General features: G+C 53.9%; 15 protein-coding genes. 10 read left to right on the forward strand and 5 right to left on the reverse strand.

The genetic code is table 11. The annotated features are described in order from the left end of the window. Positions 1-252 precede the first annotated feature (252 nt). The 4 genes from purB (at position 253) to dnaJ (ending at position 5,817) form a co-directional block, all read left to right on the forward strand. Positions 253-1,623 (forward strand): adenylosuccinate lyase, encoded by a 1,371-nt coding sequence (purB, locus tag BMX00_RS04965; protein WP_090827811.1) that lies wholly within the window; start codon positions 253-255, stop codon positions 1,621-1,623. Between the two features lie 238 nt (positions 1,624-1,861). After that, a complete protein-coding gene (grpE, locus tag BMX00_RS04970; protein WP_090827813.1) occupies positions 1,862-2,443 on the forward strand; it encodes a nucleotide exchange factor GrpE in 582 nt (193 codons plus the stop codon). 92 nt (positions 2,444-2,535) lie between these two features. Further along, complete coding sequence (gene dnaK / locus BMX00_RS04975) at positions 2,536-4,467, forward strand: molecular chaperone DnaK (RefSeq protein ID WP_090827815.1); 1,932 nt, start codon at positions 2,536-2,538, stop codon at positions 4,465-4,467. Between the two features lie 240 nt (positions 4,468-4,707). Then, on the forward strand, positions 4,708-5,817 hold the full coding sequence (gene dnaJ, locus BMX00_RS04980) for a molecular chaperone DnaJ (RefSeq protein ID WP_090828200.1): 1,110 nt from the start codon (positions 4,708-4,710) through the stop codon (positions 5,815-5,817). A 208-nt stretch (positions 5,818-6,025) separates the two neighbouring features. Here dnaJ and BMX00_RS04985 read toward each other — a convergent pair whose 3' ends face one another. The 5 genes from BMX00_RS04985 to uvrA all read right to left on the reverse strand — a co-directional run bounded on the left by BMX00_RS04985 (position 6,026) and on the right by uvrA (position 13,014). Further along, complete coding sequence (locus tag BMX00_RS04985; protein WP_090827817.1) at positions 6,026-6,583, reverse strand: NUDIX domain-containing protein; 558 nt, start codon at positions 6,581-6,583, stop codon at positions 6,026-6,028. 52 nt (positions 6,584-6,635) lie between these two features. Next, positions 6,636-7,955, reverse strand: coding sequence for a phosphate regulon sensor histidine kinase PhoR (gene phoR / locus BMX00_RS04990; protein ID WP_090827819.1), 1,320 nt, complete (start codon positions 7,953-7,955; stop codon positions 6,636-6,638). A gap of 39 nt (positions 7,956-7,994) precedes the next feature. Next, positions 7,995-8,699, reverse strand: coding sequence for a phosphate regulon transcriptional regulator PhoB (gene phoB / locus BMX00_RS04995; protein ID WP_090827824.1), 705 nt, complete (start codon positions 8,697-8,699; stop codon positions 7,995-7,997). A gap of 150 nt (positions 8,700-8,849) precedes the next feature. Further along, positions 8,850-10,166 (reverse strand): glycerate kinase type-2 family protein, encoded by a 1,317-nt coding sequence (locus BMX00_RS05000; RefSeq protein ID WP_090827826.1) that lies wholly within the window; start codon positions 10,164-10,166, stop codon positions 8,850-8,852. A 1-nt stretch (position 10,167) separates the two neighbouring features. Further along, entirely contained in the window at positions 10,168-13,014 is a 2,847-nt protein-coding gene (gene uvrA / locus BMX00_RS05005) for an excinuclease ABC subunit UvrA (RefSeq protein ID WP_090827828.1), read from the reverse strand. A 140-nt stretch (positions 13,015-13,154) separates the two neighbouring features. Here uvrA and BMX00_RS05010 point away from each other — a divergent pair, with 140 nt between their 5' ends. From BMX00_RS05010 to rlmD, 6 genes are all read left to right on the forward strand, one after another. Further along, positions 13,155-14,513 (forward strand): MFS transporter, encoded by a 1,359-nt coding sequence (locus BMX00_RS05010; protein ID WP_090827830.1) that lies wholly within the window; start codon positions 13,155-13,157, stop codon positions 14,511-14,513. Beyond that, the gene (gene ssb, locus BMX00_RS05015) at positions 14,514-14,972 is read left to right on the forward strand and encodes a single-stranded DNA-binding protein (protein ID WP_090827832.1); all 459 of its coding nucleotides are present in this window, start codon (positions 14,514-14,516) and stop codon (positions 14,970-14,972) included. An 88-nt stretch (positions 14,973-15,060) separates the two neighbouring features. Continuing rightward, positions 15,061-15,351, forward strand: a complete 291-nt coding sequence (locus tag BMX00_RS05020) for a ComEA family DNA-binding protein (protein WP_090827834.1) — start codon at positions 15,061-15,063, stop codon at positions 15,349-15,351. Positions 15,352-15,570: 219 nt separating this feature from the next. Next, positions 15,571-16,458: a cysteine synthase CysM gene (cysM, locus tag BMX00_RS05025; protein WP_090827836.1), complete on the forward strand. Its 888-nt coding sequence runs from the start codon at positions 15,571-15,573 to the stop codon at positions 16,456-16,458. 141 nt (positions 16,459-16,599) lie between these two features. Next, positions 16,600-17,373: a 3'-5' exonuclease gene (locus tag BMX00_RS05030; protein ID WP_090827838.1), complete on the forward strand. Its 774-nt coding sequence runs from the start codon at positions 16,600-16,602 to the stop codon at positions 17,371-17,373. A gap of 14 nt (positions 17,374-17,387) precedes the next feature. Beyond that, positions 17,388-18,701, forward strand: a complete 1,314-nt coding sequence (rlmD, locus tag BMX00_RS05035) for a 23S rRNA (uracil(1939)-C(5))-methyltransferase RlmD (RefSeq protein ID WP_090828201.1) — start codon at positions 17,388-17,390, stop codon at positions 18,699-18,701. Positions 18,702-18,867 lie beyond the last annotated feature (166 nt).

Below are 18,867 nucleotides of genomic sequence, written 5' to 3' on the forward strand. Positions count from 1 at the left end.
ACTACTTACCTGTGCTAAAATTGATCGGGAAGCGGCGGGGATGCCAAGACCATGTTGCTGGGCTTGTTTGGGGCCGCTATGCTCACTCTCAGGTCGAGCCTTCTTGGGAAGGAGCATTGCTCCGCACTGCGCGGTCGTCCCAGTCGCGTCGCAGGCCTTCTCGGCCTTTGGGCATCTCATCCCCAAGGTCCGTTGTCGTGCTCGCGTGGGGCTTATTCAGACATCCTTAGCCTCGGAATCCACAATTAAAATATGAATTCATCTTATCTTACCGCACTCTCTCCTCTGGATGGACGGTACCATGGGAAAGTCTCTGATCTCAGGCGTTATTTCAGTGAATTTGCCCTGATTCGTTACCGCATCCAGCTGGAAATCGAATGGCTCAAAGCCTTGAGCTGCACACCCGAGATTGCTGAAGCTCCGCCATTTTCCGAGGCTACTATTTCCCAACTTGATAGTATCGCGGCAAATTTTTCCGAAACGGACGCAGAAGCGGTCAAACTTATCGAAACGCGCACTAACCACGACGTCAAGGCCATCGAGTATTGGCTCCGGCAGCATCTGACGAAGAATGCCGAGATCGCCAGAATCGCCCAATTCATCCATTTTGCCTGTACATCGGAGGATATCAACAACCTTTCCCATGGATTGATGCTGATGCATAGCCGCGACTGCGTGATGTTGCCCGGATTGGACAAAATCATCAGCACACTCGTCCGGATAGCGCATCAATTGTCGGATGCACCCATGCTAGCCCGTACTCATGGTCAACCTGCAACGCCTACGACAGTTGGCAAGGAATTTGCCAACTTCGCATATCGCCTGTTACAGGCCCGGGAGCGGCTGGCCGAGGTGCCCATACTTGGCAAAATCAATGGGGCGGTGGGCAATTACAACGCACATCTGGCGGCTTATCCAGCATTTGACTGGGAAACCTTTGCGCAGAACTTCGTGGAAAAGCTGGGTCTGACATTCAATCCCTACACCACCCAGATCGAGCCGCATGATGCCATGGCTGAACTATTTGACGCCTATGCGCGAATCAATACCATATTGCTGGATCTTAACCGCGACATATGGGGATATATCGCCCTGGCTTACTTCAAGCAAAAAGTCAGAGAAGGTGAAGTGGGCTCATCAACCATGCCGCACAAAGTCAATCCAATAGATTTTGAAAACTCCGAAGGCAATCTCGGCATTGCCAATGCGCTGCTGCGCCATCTGAGCGAAAAACTGCCAATATCGCGCTGGCAGCGGGACCTCACGGACTCAACCGTTCTTCGTAACATGGGTGTGGCATTGGGGCATACTATGCTGGCATACGATTCATGCAGCAAGGGACTGGACAAGCTCGAAATCAATACCGAACGCTTGATCGAAGATCTTGAAGACGCATGGGAAGTTCTGGCCGAGCCGATCCAGACAGTGATGCGCCGCTATGGTATACCCGACTCCTATGAGCAACTGAAAGAATTGACTCGCGGCAGGGGCGGCATTACCAAGGATACGCTACATGAATTTATCGGCCGCCTTGCTCTCCCGGAAGCCGAAAAAAGGCGGCTTCGGGAAATGACGCCACAGAGCTATATCGGAAAGGCTGCTGCGCTGACCCGAAGGATCTGAACGAGTCTGAACTTAGGGCAGCAACAGACTACACGGGCAGCAACAGACTACACGGGCAGCAACAGACTACACTCTAAATTCTGCTTGGCAGAATCACGGAATTTCAACAACTTTTAAACTACGATTCGGAATGCCGGGAAGGAATAGCCTGCGCAATTTTCTGATGCTTGAAATTAGCAAAACCATCCCCACATGCTCCTGAATAAAAATCAGGAGAGCCAAAAATTAGGAGAGACTCATGACGGATAAAGATTCCCCTCAACCACATCAACCTGACGTCACGGCGCACAACGAGACCAATGCGTCCCCAGCCACCAACGGTGAAAGCAAGGCGGCGGAACCGGCGGTAGAAACAATGCCAAGCCTGGAACAATCGCTTAGGCAAGCTGAGCTCCAGGCAGAGGAACATCGCGACGCCTGGTTACGCGCCAAGGCAGATGCTGAGAACATTAGGAAACGGGCGCAGATGGACATTGCCAATGCCCATAAATATGCGATCGAAAATTTTTCCACGGAACTACTGGCTGTCATGGACAGCCTTGAGGCGGCCTTGGCAGTGGAAAACGCGACAGTCGAAAACTTCAAAAGTGGAATGGAATTGACGCGTAAGCAGCTTGCCTCGGCTTTTGAAAAATTCAATATCAAGGTGATCGATCCGCTGGGTGAGAAATTTGATCCGCATTTGCATCAGGCGATTTCCACAGTAGAGTCCGATCTTCCACCCAATACCGTGGTGCAGGTAATGCAAAAAGGCTATGTTTTGAATGATCGCGTCATTCGACCTGCTCTTGTGGTGGTCTCGAAGGCCAAAGGAACTTGAAATCGACGTCTTGATCCCCATGTGTGGCAAAGATGATATCGCGCGCAGACGAATATTCGTACCAGAAACTAACTATCAATAAGGATTAAATCATGGCAAAAATCATCGGCATTGACCTCGGTACCACCAACTCATGCGTGGCCGTCATGGAGAACGGCAAGCCCAAGGTAATAGAGAATTCCGAGGGTGCTCGCACGACCCCTTCGATTGTTGCTTACACGGAAGATGGAGAGATCCTGGTGGGTGCATCCGCCAAGCGCCAGGCGGTCACTAATCCAAAAAACACCTTGTTTGCCGTCAAGCGCCTGATTGGCCGCCGTTTCGACGAAGAAATGGTGCAGCGGGACATCAAGATGGTGCCGTACCACATCATCAAGGCTGATAACGGTGATGCATGGATAGAAGTGCGGGGTAAAAAAATTGCGCCGCCAGAAGTTTCCGCACAAGTGCTGAAAAAAATGAAAAAGACCGCCGAGGACTATCTCGGGGAGTCGGTAACCGAAGCGGTCATTACGGTTCCGGCTTATTTCAACGATTCGCAGCGCCAGGCGACCAAGGACGCCGGGCGTATCGCCGGCCTGGAAGTCAAACGAATCATCAACGAACCGACAGCGGCCGCCCTGGCATTCGGTATGGATAAAAAAGAAGGGGACCGCAAGATAGCGGTGTATGACCTGGGTGGAGGCACTTTCGATATTTCCATTATTGAAATCGCGGAAGTGGAGGGCGAGCACCAGTTCGAAGTACTGGCCACAAATGGTGACACTTTCCTCGGTGGCGAGGACTTCGACTCGCGCGTCATCGAATACCTGGTGGACGAATTCAAAAAGGAAAGCGGCATAGACCTCAAGAAGGATATGCTTGCCCTGCAGCGGCTGAAAGATGCCGCGGAAAAAGCCAAAATCGAACTTTCTTCCAGCCAGCAGACCGAGGTCAACTTGCCTTACATTACAGCGGATGCTTCTGGCCCCAAACATTTGGCGGTAAGAATCACACGGGCCAAGCTGGAAAGCTTGGTGGAAGAGTTGATTGAACGGACGGTAGAACCCTGCCGTATCGCCATCAAGGATGCCGGCGTGAAGGTTTCCGATATTGACGACGTTATCCTGGTGGGTGGGCAGACCCGTATGCCCAAGGTGCAGGATAAGGTCAGGGAGATTTTCGGCAAAGAGCCGCGCAAGGACGTCAATCCCGACGAAGCGGTTGCGGTGGGCGCGGCTATTCAGGGCGGTGTGCTGCAGGGCGCGGTGAAGGACGTGCTGCTGCTGGACGTTACCCCCTTATCATTGGGCATCGAAACGCTCGGGGGTGTAATGACCAAACTGATCCAGAAAAACACGACCATTCCAACGAAGGCGCAACAGGTATTTTCAACCGCCGACGACAATCAGACTGCTGTGACCATCCATGTGTTGCAAGGTGAGCGGGAAATGGCGTCCGGTAACAAAAGTCTGGGTCAATTCAATCTGAGCGATATTCCGCCGGCGCCGCGGGGCTTGCCGCAAATCGAGGTGGCGTTCGATATTGATTCGAACGGCATACTCCACGTATCCGCCAAGGACAAGGCCACAGGCAAGGAAAATAAAATCAAGATTCAGGCAAGCTCCGGCTTATCCGACGAGGAAGTTCAGCGCATGGTCAAGGATGCCGAGGCGCATGCCGAGGAAGATCACAAGGCGATGGAATTGGTTACCAGCCGCAACCAGTGCGATGCGATGATCCATTCAGTGAGAAAATCATTAAAGGAACACGGCGACAAACTGAGCGACGACGAGAAATCAAAAATAGAAGCTGCGCTGAAGGAGGCTGAAGAAGCGCTCAAATCCGACAGCAAGGATGTCATTGAGGCCAAGACCCAGGCGCTGGCAGAGGTCTCGCATAAACTGGCGGAGAAGATGTATTCGCAAGAGCAGGCCCAGCAGGCTCAGCCAGGCGGCGAACCGGGTTCGCAAGGCGGAAGCGAAAAACCTGTTGAAGGCGAAGTGGTGGATGCGGAATTTGAGGAAGTCAAGGACAAGAAATAAAGTCCATTAGACAAGAAATTACCAACCCGACGCAGCGATAGGGCGGAAAGTAAAAATTTCTGCATATCCTGCGTTTTGGTTTATCGGAAAAAGCATCTGATATTGAATTGAAGAGCGACCCTTACTACGTTGGAGAAGCTTGGGGGAGATGACGTCTTTCTTTCACCGGAAAACGTTGCTCCGGTTTGATTGGCGGGCCTATCTCCTGCTCTTCCAGATTTCAATAATATAATAATTCATATGAGCAAACGCGATTATTACGAAGTGCTGGGCATCAACCGCGACTGCAGCGAAGATGACATCAAAAGGGCCTATCGCAAGCTGGCCATGAAATATCATCCGGATCGCAACCCGGATAATCCAAAAGCAGAAGAGCATTTCAAGGAAGCCAAAGAAGCCTACGAGATGCTGTCAGATCCAAGGAAGCGTGCGGCATACGACCAGCATGGCCATGCTGGCGTCGATTCCAGCATGGGCGGAACAGGCCATGAAGGCTTCACCGACGCATTCAGTGATATATTCGGAGATCTCTTCGGCGGTGGTCGCGGTCATGCCAATGTCTATCGCGGCGCCGATTTACGTTATAACCTGGAAATTTCGCTCGAGCAGGCGGCACGCGGAACTGAAACCAAAATTCGCATTCCCACAATGGATGTTTGCGAAACCTGCCACGGCAGTGGCGCCAAGCCTGGCACTTCCCCCATCACATGCCCTACCTGCAACGGACACGGTCAAGTTCGAATGCAACAGGGTTTTTTCTCGATCCAGCAAACGTGCCCCAAATGCCATGGCAGCGGAAAATTTATTTCAAGCCCTTGCGTGACATGTAGTGGCTCGGGACGCGTCAGGCAGCACAAGACATTATCTGTAAAAATTCCTGCGGGAGTGGATGAAGGCGATCGGATTCGTTTATCCGGCGAAGGCGAAGCCGGGGTCAACAATGGCCCGCCTGGGGATTTGTATGTGGTAATTAATCTGTCGCCTCACAGCGTTTTCCAGCGCGATCATAATGATTTGCACTGTGAAATGCCGATAAGTTTCACGACTGCCGCGCTGGGTGGCGACATCGAAATTCCCACGCTCGATGGTCATGCCAAAATCAAGATTCCAGCCGAAACCCAGAGCGGAAAGGTTTTTCGCCTGCGTGGCAAAGGGATCAAAGGCGTGCGCAGCAACGCGCCCGGAGATCTGTTGTGCCACGTAATGGTGGAGACACCCATCAAGCTGACCACGCGCCAGAGAGAGTTGTTGCAGGAATTGGAGGAATCGATGAGTCAGGAGGATGGTTCGCGCCACAGTCCTCGGGCTAAATCCTGGATGGACAAGGTGCGCCAGTTCTTTGCGGAGTAATACTTCTATAGATATCTTCTTTAGCGAGGGTTCAAGCACGCTGTACCAATGTGCTCACTTGCTCAATTGCTCACACCAATTCGTATCAGGAAGGGCGGCGAGATAAGGCGGTAACGAGGTTATGGCAGGGTAAGTGGCAGGGTGAGGGCCCAAGGTGTGGCCAACGCTATTATTGTTTCTGGTACCAAGCCGATTAACAAGAAGTGACCTACCATTCTCCGCGCAACAGCTTCTCAGCCCAGAATAAGCCGGAGACGGTTTTGTTATCAGTAATTTTTCCATCCCTGACCCATCCCAGAGCCGCAGGAAGTGACAAGGTGAACACTTCCAGGTGCTCACCGTCATCCAGGCTGGCGCCTTCGAAGGCGAGATCCTCCGCAAGATAATAGATGAGCTTCTCGTCCGAGTAACCAATGCAGGGATGCAATGTCGTGATATATCGCCAGCTTTTCGCCATATATCCTGTTTCCTCCAGCAACTCCCGCTTCGCGCACAGCAGAGGATCTTCGCCACCATCGATTTTCCCTGCCGGCAGTTCATAGAAATCGCGATGCAGCGGGTAGCGATGCTGGCGCTCCATCACCAGCTCTCCGTTGGGCAGCAGCGGAATGATAACGACTGCCCCAGGGTGCGTAATGTATTCGCGTACCGCTAATTTGCCATCTGGCAGACGCGCCCGGTCCACGCGCACGTGCAGAAGATCGCCATCATAAACGCTGAGGCTGGTGACCGGTATTTCGGTGAGGTCGAGGGGCGGCTTGGACATGAAGTGGAGCAATTCCTGAAAAATGCAAACAGGCTACCGCCATTAACGGCGATTATACACCAGCATCAGGTTTACTCATCTTCTGCGTCAGCAGTCGCGTTTCGGGAAACCAGACGCTAAAACAGCTACCCTTGCCCAGCTCGCTGGTAATCTCCAGCTTGGCCTCGTGGCAGGTGAGCACATGCTTGACAATGGCAAGGCCCAGGCCGGTACCCCCGGTTTCACGTGAACGGCCACGGTCAACCCGGTAGAAGCGTTCTGTCAGGCGCGGGATATGTTCCGGGTCAATGCCGATGCCGCTGTCCTGCACCGAAAATACACCCTGTCCATCACGAATGATCCAGCTCAATGTAATAACGCCGCTATCTGGCGTATAGCGTATGGCATTGCTGATTAGGTTGCTGAAAGCGCTGCGCAACTCATCGTTATTCCCCAGTAATTTTGCATCTGTTTCGAGACTGAGGATGACAAGATGGCGTCGGGCGCTCAAGGACTGCGCTTCATCATACAACTTGCGCAACATCCCCGGCACATCGACAGTGTCCTCGCGAACCTGGTTCTCGGTATCTTCCAGCCGGGATAAAGTCAACAAATCCTCCACCAAGTGCTGCATCCGCCTGGTCTGATCGGTCATCAGCCCAAGCGCCCACTTCTGTGTCTCAGGATCCGCGTGGCTCTCATCCGTTAGCGTTTCGAGAAATCCGCCTATCACGGTCAACGGCGTACGCAACTCGTGCGATACATTCGCCACAAAATCCCGCCGCATGGTTTGAATTCTTTCCAGGCGGGTGACGTCACGGCTGAGGAGCAGTTTCTGTTTGTCACCATAAGGCACTAACTGTAGTGAAAGCGTCAGACCTTGATGGCGGGATTGCTTGATTACCAGTGGCTCATTGTAATTGTGGGCCGCGAGATATTGAGCAAACTGTGTCTGACGCACCAGATGGGTGATATGCTGACCGGCATCGAGGCTGGAGTTTATACTTAAATGTTTTTCCGCTACGGGGTTGCACCATTCGATACGATCCACCTCATCCATGATGACCACACCTTCCGGCATGGCCGAGGTGGCGCGGCGCAGGCGTTCCAAAGCGGAACTGATTTGCTGGTGGCTGTGTTTCTGCTCACGCACGAGGCGCGCCAGGCGCGCGAAAACATCACCCCATTTGCCGGAACTGTTCGGCAATGAAGACTTTTCAGCCCTGAGCCATTTTTCCAGTGCTGCCAGATTGCGCTGCTGATGAATGAGTATCAGCAGCAGTACGCCGCAACAGAGCGCTAATGTTGCAACAGCGCCTAACGCCCCCAGCAGTATTCCGGTTACAACAGTAATCAGAACAACGGTGGCGAGGCGCTCCCAAAAACCGGCCACGTAGTTATTTCGAATGAAGAAGCAGAATCATATTCTCCGTTATTCCACGCTCGCCGTCTGTCCCGCCGACAATCGATAACCGGACCCTCGTACAGTTTGCACCAGGCCATCCTTGTTTACGGTTTCCAAGGCCTTGCGTAATCTGCGGATGTGCACATCCACGGTACGGTCCTCGACAAACACGTGGTCGCCCCATACCTGATCGAGCAACTGTGAACGCGTATGCACCCGCTCGGAGTGAGTCATAAGAAAATGCAGCAAGCGGAATTCGGTAGGGCCCAAAGGCACTTCGCTGTCTCTTGCAGTTACCCGGTGGGTCGCCGAGTCAAGCCGCAGCCCGCCGATTTCGACAATATCGTCAGCCGCTTCCGGTGAACGCCGCCGCAGCACCGCCTTAATCCTTGCGAGTAGTTCACGTGGAGAAAAAGGCTTGGTAATATAATCGTCGGCGCCGATTTCCAATCCCGTCACCTTGTCAGTTTCCTCGGCGCGAGCGGTGAGCATGATAATAGGAATAGTTTTAGTCCGGACTGTGCGCCGCAACACGCGGGCAAACTCGGCACCGCTCATTCCCGGCAGCATCCAGTCGAGCAACACGAGGTTGGGCAGGGCGTTGTTGATGATCTCCATGGCCTCTTCCGCATTTTTTGCGCAAAACACGTCGTGCCGCGCTTGCCGCAGGCTAAATGCGATCAGTTCCTGAATCGCCGGTTCATCTTCTACCACTAAAATTGTTGCTGCCATCCGTTCGTTCCTTCTAACAGGATTCTCTGCCATCTGTTTTCATATGTTTCGATTTTGTCGGTATTTCTATCATATGTACAGAATATTGCGATTTCGTGACATGATTCAAAAGAACCAAGCCGATCGAGACAGAACTACGATACAGGAATTTTAAAAAATTAATATTGCCCGGTAGTCGTTGACATTAGTGCGGGTCGGGCCCATGACGATCAGGTCATCCAGTCGCTCAAAGAAAGTGTAGGCGTCATTACCAGCAAGCAAGGCGGCGGCGTTAATGCCTTCCTGTTTTGCCCGGCGCAGTGAATCAGATGTGGCGATCGCGCCGGCGTTGTGTTCCGTACCGTCTATTCCGTCAGTATCGCAGGCGAGCGCGTAGATTTTCTCCGTTCCCTCAAGTTGGGTAGCCAGGGACAGGAGGAATTCCGTATTGCGGCCACCACGTCCATTCCTATGCACTGTGACGGTCGTCTCACCACCGGAGATCAAGGCCACTGGCGGTTTCCACGGCTGCTTATGACAGCGAATTTCCTTGGCGATGGAAGCCAATACTTTGGCAACTTCGCGCGCTTCTCCTGTAATGGCATCGCTCAATATGACAGTCGGTATGCCTTGGCGTTCCAAGTATTCTTTTGCCGCCAGCAGCGAGCCGTAGGCATTCGCGATCACACGATTTTCAACCTTGTGGAACGCTGCGCTGCCAGGTTTGGGCGTCTCGCTGAGCTCTCCTCGAGTGCCTGTCATCAATGTTTCCATCACGGCAGCGGGCGCATTTATTCCATAATAGTCGAGAATCGCCAATGCATCCGAGTAGGTTGTCGGGTCCGGCGCGCACGGACCGGAGGCGATATGTGTTGGATCGTCCCCAGTCACATCGGAGATGATTAATGCCAGTATCGGAGCCCGGCATGACGCTGCAAGCCTGCCACCCAGGACGGCGGAAAGATGTTTGCGCACCGTATTGATCTCCTGGATCGTCGCGCCGCATCGGAGCAATCCCGCGGTGACGTTTCTCAGATCGTTGATCGATACGCCATCAACGGGCAGTGACAGCAGACTTGAACCGCCGCCGCTTAGCAGGCACAGCAGAAAATCGTTGGCATCGAGGTTTTTCACTTCACCCAAAATGGCCCGTGTTGCCTGTTCACCATGTTCATCAGGCAGGGGATGCCCTGCCTCAACCACATGTATTTTTTTTAATGGCAATCCATGACCATAGCGGGTGAGAACAATACCGTCCAGCGGGGCATCCTGTCGCGCGCCTTTTTGCCAATGGTTCTCCACTGCCAGAGCCATCGATGCAGCAGCTTTGCCCGCGCCAACCACGAGGGTCCGGCCCGGAGTGCTAATTCCGCCTTTGCAAAGGCGGGGCGGTAAATGCCGGGGCACAATACGCAGAGGATCGGCTGCGGCGAGCGCGGCGTGGAAGCTATTGAGCAGAAGATTGCGGGCATACTCCTGCGCGCCCATATTATTTTTGTCGCCCGGAATTATGGCCTGGTGAGCCGAGCGTCGTTTTCAGGTAACGTCCGGTGAAGCTTTTCTCATTCGCTGCGATTTGTTCGGGCGTGCCTTCGGCTATGATCTCTCCACCTCCGTCGCCACCCTCGGGTCCGAGATCGACGATCCAATCGGCAGTCTTGATCACATCCAGGTTATGCTCGATTACCACCACCGTATTGCCATGATCGCGCAGGCGATGCAGCACTTTCAGCAGTAAATCGATATCCTGGAAATGAAGACCGGTAGTGGGTTCGTCGAGAATATAGAGCGTGCGGCCGGTATCGCGTTTGGAGAGTTCCAGGGACAGCTTCACACGTTGGGCTTCTCCGCCGGACAGCGTGGTTGCGGACTGGCCAAGGGTGATATAGCCAAGTCCGACATCCAGCAGGGTTCGCAGTTTGCGCGCGACCACCGGCACGGGGCTGAAAAATTCATGCGCGTGCTCCACTGTCATTTGCAGGATTTCGGTGATATTTTTCCCCTTGTACTGAATCTCCAGGGTTTCCCGATTATAACGCTTGCCATGGCAGACATCGCATGTCACATATATGTCGGGCAGAAAATGCATTTCCACCTTGATCATGCCGTCGCCCTGGCAGGCCTCGCAGCGTCCGCCCCTGACGTTAAACGAGAATCTTCCTGGCCCATAGCCCCGTTCGCGCGCCTGGGGTACGCCCGCGAATAGTTCGCGGATAGGCGTGAACAGGCCCGTATAAGTGGCCGGGTTTGAACGCGGCGTGCGCCCGATCGGGCTCTGGTCCATATTGATGACCTTGTCGAAGAACGCCAAGCCATCGACGCTTTGGTGCGGCGCAGGCTCTGCGGCACTGCCATAGAGATACTGGGCCATGGCGTTGTAGAGTGTTTCATTGATGAGGGTGGACTTGCCGGAGCCGGATACGCCGGTAATGCAAACGAATAATCCCACCGGAAGACTGAGATTGACGTTCTTCAGATTATTGCCAGTTGCACCCTCTATTTTGAGCCAGCGGTCACTTTTCGGTTCGGTGCGTTTTTCCGGCATGCTAATGGCCAGCCCGCCGGAAAGATATTGGCCGGTGAGCGAATCGGGATTCTGCTGAATAGCCGCTGGCGTCCCTTGCGCGATAACCGCGCCGCCATGCTCGCCCGCGCCCGGACCCATGTCAACGACGTGATCGGCGGAAAGAATCGCGTCCTGGTCGTGTTCCACTACAATGACGCTATTGCTCAGGTCACGCAGGCTTTTCAGCGTTTCCAGCAGGCGACCATTGTCACGCTGATGCAAACCGATTGAAGGTTCATCCAGGACATACATGACGCCGGTCAGTCCTGAGCCGATCTGGCTGGCGAGCCGAATGCGCTGGGATTCTCCGCCAGATAAGGTCTCCGCCGAGCGCTCCAGTGACAGATAATCGAGCCCGACGTTGTTTAAAAAAGAGATACGGCTGGAAATTTCCTTGATGATTTTTTCGGCAATGGCAAATTTATGCCCCGTCAGTTTTACCTGATCGAAAAAGGCTTTTGCCTCCTTGAGAGGCAGCGAATTAATTTCATATATGGCGAGGCCGCCTACGCGGACGTGGCGCGCCTCGCGGCGTAGCCGCGTTCCCGCGCATTCCGGACATATCTGGGAATTGAGGTATTTCGCCAATTCCTCGCGCACAGTAACGGATTCGGTTTCCTTGTAGCGCCGCTCCAGATTGGGAATAATACCTTCAAACGTGTGCTTCCGATGGCTTCGGGTTCCGTTTTCGTTCAGGTATGCAAACGTGATCTTTTCCCTGGCTGATCCATTCAAAACGATGTTTTGGATGGGCGCGGCCAACTGCTCAAAAGGGACTTCCAGGTCGAAATCGTAGTGGTTGGCAAGGCTTGCCAGCAATTGATAATAGAACTGGTTGCGGCGATCCCAACCCTTGATCGCGCCGGAAGCCAGGGACAAATGCGGGAAGGCGACGATACGCTTGGGATCGAAGAACGTAATTTTACCCAACCCATCGCATTTAGGACAGGCACCCATCGGATTATTGAATGAAAATAATCGGGGTTCGAGTTCCGGAAGTGAATAGCTGCAAACCGGGCAACTGAACTTGGCGGAAAACAGATGCTCGATGCCGGTGTCCATCTCGACGGCCAAAGCGCGTCCATCGGCATGGCGCAACGCGGTTTCAAACGACTCTGCCAATCGCTGCTTGGAATCCGGGGAGACTTTGAGTCTGTCAACCACCACTTCCACCGTGTGTTTCTTATTTTTTTGCAGTTTCGGCAGCTCATCGATTTCATGAACCTTTCCGTCGATCCGCAGGCGTATGAATCCCTGCGCACGCAGTTCATCGATTAAATCCATCTGCTCGCCCTTGCGTCCGACCACGAGTGGCGCAAGAATCATCAGCCGGGTATCCGGCGGCAGCCGCAAAACGTGATCGACCATTTGCGAAACGCTTTGTGCTGTAAGCGTAATGCCGTGATCGGGGCACTGCGGATCGCCCACGCGCGCGAACAACAGACGCATGTAATCGTGTATTTCCGTGACAGTGCCGACGGTAGAGCGCGGATTGTGCGAGGTCGCCTTTTGCTCTATCGCTATTGCGGGAGATAGTCCTTCTATCAGATCGACGTCGGGCTTCTCCATCAACTGGAGGAATTGCCGCGCATAGGCCGATAGCGATTCGACATAACGCCGCTGGCCTTCCGCATAAAGCGTATCGAATGCGAGCGACGACTTGCCGGACCCCGACAAACCGGTAATGACGATCAGTTTGTTCCGTGGAAGATCGAGACTGATGTTTTTGAGGTTGTGCGTGCGCGCACCGCGAATTCTTATGAGTTCCATCGATTGATTTTGCCGCCACTATCCATTGAAGGCCCGGCAATGCCTGAGGCTATCTGAGCACTGGTCAAACCTGCTAATATACGCAAGTTTCCCTCCTTTTCCCAATCTGATTCATGTCCCCTTCCCCGTTGCCCGAGAAAATGTCACCGACAGAGATGCGCGCTACCGTGGGCCTCGCCAGCATCTATGGGCTGCGCATGCTGGGGATGTTCATCATCCTGCCCGTATTCGCGTTTTACGCCGAGGATCTACCGGGCGGCAGCAACTATACGCTGGTTGGCATTGCGCTCGGTGCATACGGCTTGACCCAGGCGATACTGCAAATTCCTTTCGGCTGGCTATCCGATCGTTTCGGGCGCAAACCCGTCATCTATGGCGGCTTGATCCTGTTTGCAATCGGCAGCTTTATCGCGGCCTCCGCCAGCGATATATATGGGGTCATTTTCGGCAGAATCATCCAGGGCGCGGGAGCGATTTCGGCGGCTATCATGGCGCTTGCCGCCGACCTGACCCGGGAAGAGCATCGCACCAAGGCGATGGCTGCAATCGGCATGACCATAGGCGCCACCTTTGCGCTTTCCCTGGTGGTCGCGCCCGCGCTAAACCGCCTGATCGGCGTCCCCGGAATTTTCATCATGACCGGAGTGCTGGCACTGCTGGCGATGGCGGTGGTTTCCAGGATCGTTCCCGACCCGGCTATCAGCCGTTTTCATTCGGATACCGAAGCATCGGCCGGAAGATTCCACAATGTGCTGCGCAATGGCGAACTGCTGCGCCTGGATTTCGGCGTCTTTGCATTGCACGCGGTTCTGATGGCGCTTTGGCTGGTGGTGCCCTTGTCGTTACGCACGGCCGGGCTGGCGGCGGACCAACACTGGCAGGTATATTTACCTGTCTTGCTTCTATCCATGGTGCTGGTCGTTCCCGCAATTATCTACGGGGAAAAAAAAGCGAAACTCAAGCAGGTGTTTGTCGCCTCGGTCGCGGTGCTGCTGGTCAGCCAGGCATTGCTCGCCTATATGTTTAATTCATTATGGGGCACCACTGCGGCGCTGTTGGTGTTCTTTGCCGCTTTCAATCTGCTGGAAGCGACGCTGCCCTCGCTGATTTCCAAAATTGCACCCGTCGGCGCCAAGGGCACAGCTATTGGTGTCTATAGCAGCGTTCAATTTCTGGGCACGTTCGTAGGCGCAAGCGTGGGTGGCTACCTGTACGGGAACCATGGCAGTTCCGCATTGTTTGCGTTCAGTGGCGCACTTCTCATGCTCTGGCTGATGTTTGCCGTTACCATGAAAGCACCCGCCGCGGTGCGCACCAGAATGTATCACGTACGAGAAATGGATACCGGCAAGGCGAGCGGATTATCGCGTCAATTGGCGGCACTGCCCGGTGTGCATGAAGCGCTGGTGCTCGCGAGCGAGGGCGTGGCTTACCTGAAGGTGGATATGAGAGGTTTTGACGAACAAGGCGTTGCTCAGTTATTAGGAGGAGAGGCATAAATGGCATCAGTCAACAAAGTTATACTCATCGGCAACCTTGGAAAGGATCCTGAAACACGCTATATGCCCAACGGCGAAGCGGTGACCAATATCACATTGGCAACCACCGAAAACTGGAAGGACAAAAACGGCGAAAAGCAGGAAAAAACCGAATGGCATCGCGTCACGTTTTATCGCAAGCTTGCCGAAATCGCAGGTGAATATCTGAAGAAAGGCCGTTCGGTATATGTCGAAGGACGATTGGAGACGCGTAAATGGACCGACAAGGCGGGCGTTGAGCGCTATACCACCGACATTATCGCCACCGATATGAAAATGCTCGGCAGCAAACCCGGCAGCGCTGGTTTTGAAGCACCGGACAGAGAGGAGGGCAGTTTCGCGCCGAGTGCACCCAGCAATAAAGCCCCAGCCAGAAGCAGCAGCGGCTTTGATGATATGGATGATGATATTCCATTTTGATGTGGAATGACCTGCTAGGGAACAGAAGTGTTTTTGCAATGGCTTGCAGTGGCGCAATCTGGGCAACGCTAGCCGTACCTCGATAGATATGAAAAAACTGTTTCTGCTTCTCATTATGCTAGTCGCCTTTACCGGCGGAGCCTATGCCGCAGTTAACATCAATACCGCTTCCCAGGCAGAGCTGGAAACGCTTCAGGGAATTGGCCCTGCCAAAGCCAAGGCCATCGTTGAATATCGCAAGAAGCGTGGTCCGTTTAAGTCGCCCGACGACCTGGAGAAAGTGAGTGGGATTGGTCCGGCTATCATGAAGCGGGTGCGCAAGGATATTACGGTCGGCGGCACCACGGTCAAGAAGGAAAATAAATCCGTTGGCAAATAAGAAGAAAATTTGTACGGTGGATGGAGGCCTCAGGCCGCAACTCATCAACAATTGATGGGTTGCGCTTTGTAGCCCAGTCTATAAAGATCACTTCGCTTTCTCTCACCCAAGCAGTACTTCGGCATTTTTCTTTTAGCCGCTGTATTGGTGCTACGCGGGCATTTCGACGCCTGCCGTGTGTGCGATAATCCAGCATAACCTTTTGTGTATCGGGCGGTCATGTTCAAAACCATAGAAGATTTTGTCGGTAATACGCCTCTGGTAAAACTCAAACACTTGCCGGGGGTGACCAGCAATGCCGTCCTCGTCAAGCTGGAGGGTAACAATCCCGCAGGTTCGGTAAAGGATCGCCCGGCGTTATCAATGATTACGCACGCGCAGGAGCGCGGCGACATCAGGCCGGGCGATACGTTGATCGAAGCCACCAGTGGCAATACCGGGATAGCCTTGGCAATGGCTGCGGCGATCATGGGGTATCCTCTTATCCTGGTGATGCCGGAGCATCTCAGCATAGAACGCAGGCAAGCCATGAAGGCTTATGGCGCCGAGATCGTGCTGACTTCAAAAGAAGGCAGCATGGAAGAAGCGCGGGATGTGGCCGAGCGCATGCGCGACGAAGGTCGCGGAATCATTCTGGATCAGTTTGCCAGTCCCGATAACCCCAGAGCCCACTACGAAGGTACGGGCCCCGAGATCTGGCGGGATACCGGAGGGAACATTACCCATTTTGTGAGCAGCATGGGCACTACCGGCACCATCATGGGTTGTTCGAAATACTTCAAGGAAAAAAATCCTGAAATTCAGATCATAGGCGTGCAGCCGGAGGAGGGTGCGCAGATTCCGGGTATTCGCAAATGGCCTGAAGCGTATTTGCCAAAAATTTATGATGCCAGCCGGGTGGACTGCCTTATGCGGGTTTCCCAGGCTGAAGCTGAGGATATGACTCGGCGGCTGGCGGGCGAGGAAGGGATTTTTGCCGGAATTTCATCAGGGGGCGCCCTGGCGGCGGCACTGAAGATTTCCGCCGAGGTGCATAACGCGGTCATCGTTTCCATCGTTTGCGACCGCGGCGACCGTTATCTTTCCACGGGGGTGTTCCCTGCCTGAGCCTGCGTGAATGTCACGCCCGGTAGCCGAGTGGAATTCGCCGTAAACCCATATATGTGCGCAATCGCACGATTATCTTGCCAGTCAAAGGCGGTGGAACCCCGTCAAATCCCAACTCGTAATTAGTGTGAGATCGCTTAGGTGACGCCTGTATTGGTTTTCGATATCGAGACCGTTCCCGACGTAGAGGGATTGCGCAAGCTCTACGGTCTCGGCCCGCAGCTTGCGCCTGCGGATATTGCCGAAATGGCGTTTCAGTTGCGGCGCCAGGCTGTCGGCAACGATTTTCTTCCATTGCATGTACAGAAGGTCGTGGCAATTTCATGTGCCCTGCGCGACAAGAACGATTTTTGCGTATGGTCGCTGGGCAGCCCAGTGGATTCCGAAGCTGAACTCATCCGCAGGTTTTTCGATGGCGTTGACAAATTTACTCCCCAACTGGTCTCGTGGAACGGTGGGGGCTTCGATCTGCCGGTGCTCCATTACCGCAGCCTGATCCATGGTGTGCAGGCATGCCGTTATTGGGAAATGGGTGATGACGACCGCGAGTTCAAATGGAATAACTACCTTAGCCGCTACCATATCCGCCATCTCGATTTAATGGATTTGCTCGCGTTGTACCAATCACGCGCTAACGTGCCCTTGGACGAGCTGGCAAAGCTGATGGGCTTTCCTGGAAAGCTGGGCATGGACGGCTCTCAAGTCTGGAATGCTTTCCAGAAGGGGGAGATTACGGCGATCCGGAACTATTGCGAAACGGATGTGGTGAATACCTACCTCGTATTTTTACGCTTCCAGCTCATGCGCGGTATTTTCACCAGTGAACAGTACGAACGCGAATGCGAACTAGTACGCATTACTTTGGGCAAATCCACCGAGCTCCACTGGCAGGAATTCCTTGGCCGATGGCTGTAGGGGATCCCCGCAATATGGCCGCTTCTGTCACTGTCGAATCGCTCGATCAGGAAGGCCGCGGGGTTGCCCACGCAGACGGTAAAGTCATCTTCATCGAGGGTGCGCTGCCGGGTGAGGTCGTCACCTTTAATCCCTACCGCAAGAAACCAAGTTTTGAATTGGCACAGGCCGGGCAGATTCTCAAGCCGGGGTTTACGCGGGTAGCGCCGCAGTGCCGGTATTTCGGACTATGCGGCGGATGCAGCTTGCAGCACATGGATATCCGCGCTCAGGTGGCGGCAAAACAGCGCATCCTGGAAGATAATCTCAAGCATATCGGCAAGGTCGAGCCCGAATTAATATTGCCCGCTATCTATGGAGCAGGCTGGGGTTATCGGCACCGCGCGCGGCTGTCGGTGCGCTATGTTGCCAAGAAAAATACGGTGCTGGTAGGTTTTCACGAAAAACGCAGCAGTTTCGTGGCCGACATGCAGTCTTGCGAAGTGGTGCCCGTGCATATTTCCCGCCTCATCACACCGTTGCGGGAACTGGTGAACAGCTTGTCCATTCGCGAACGCCTGCCCCAGATCGAAGTATCATTGGGCGAGGATGTGGATGTACTGGTATTGCGCATCCTGGATTCGCTCAATTTGAACGACGAAGCACTGCTCAAAAGTTTTGCGGCTCAGCACCGCATTCAGTTTTTTCTGCAACCCGGCGGCCCCAAGACCGCTTATCCTTTTTACCCGGAAACAGCACCGGAATTGACTTACACTCTTCCGGAATTCGATATCGTGATGCCGTTTCATCCCACCGAGTTTACCCAGGTCAACCCTTCCATGAATCGGGTACTGGTGAGACGTGCGCTGAGCTTGCTCGATCCGCAGCCGGGGGAACGCATTGCAGATCTATTCTGCGGGTTGGGAAACTTTACCCTGCCAATCGCTCGGCGCGGTGCGCAGGGAGTAGGTTACGAGGGCAGCGCGGCTTTGGTAAGCAGAGCGCAGGAGAATTCCAGACGCAATGGGCTCGCGCACCGTACGCAATTCGCGGAAGCCAATCTGTTTGAGATAAATGAAGCCTGGATGCAAGGGCAGGGGTATTTCGACAAAATGCTGATCGACCCGCCGCGGGAGGGCGCAATCGCGGCGGTGACCGCATTGCAAAAAGATAAGGCTACGCCCTGGCGAATCGTTTATGTATCCTGCAACCCGGCTACGCTGTCCCGCGACGCGAGCGTACTGGTGCATCGGAACGGATATTGGCTAAAAGCGGCGGGCATTGTGAACATGTTTCCGCACACCGCGCATATCGAATCCGTTGCGCTGTTCGAGAAAGCGCCTGGTTAGAAAAACAGGGGAGGGTGCAAGTAGAAAGGACGACTATCAGCCGCGGAAATGAAAAGGGCGACGTTTCGTCGCCCCCAGAAATGAAAAGGGCGACATTTCGTCGCCTCAGAAATGAAAAGGGCGACATTTCGTCGCCCTTGTGCATCAGAAACCTTCTAGGGTATCA

Origin of the sequence: Nitrosovibrio tenuis, assembly GCF_900109785.1 — a bacterium.
In the GTDB taxonomy this organism is placed as follows: domain Bacteria; phylum Pseudomonadota; class Gammaproteobacteria; order Burkholderiales; family Nitrosomonadaceae; genus Nitrosospira; species Nitrosospira tenuis_A.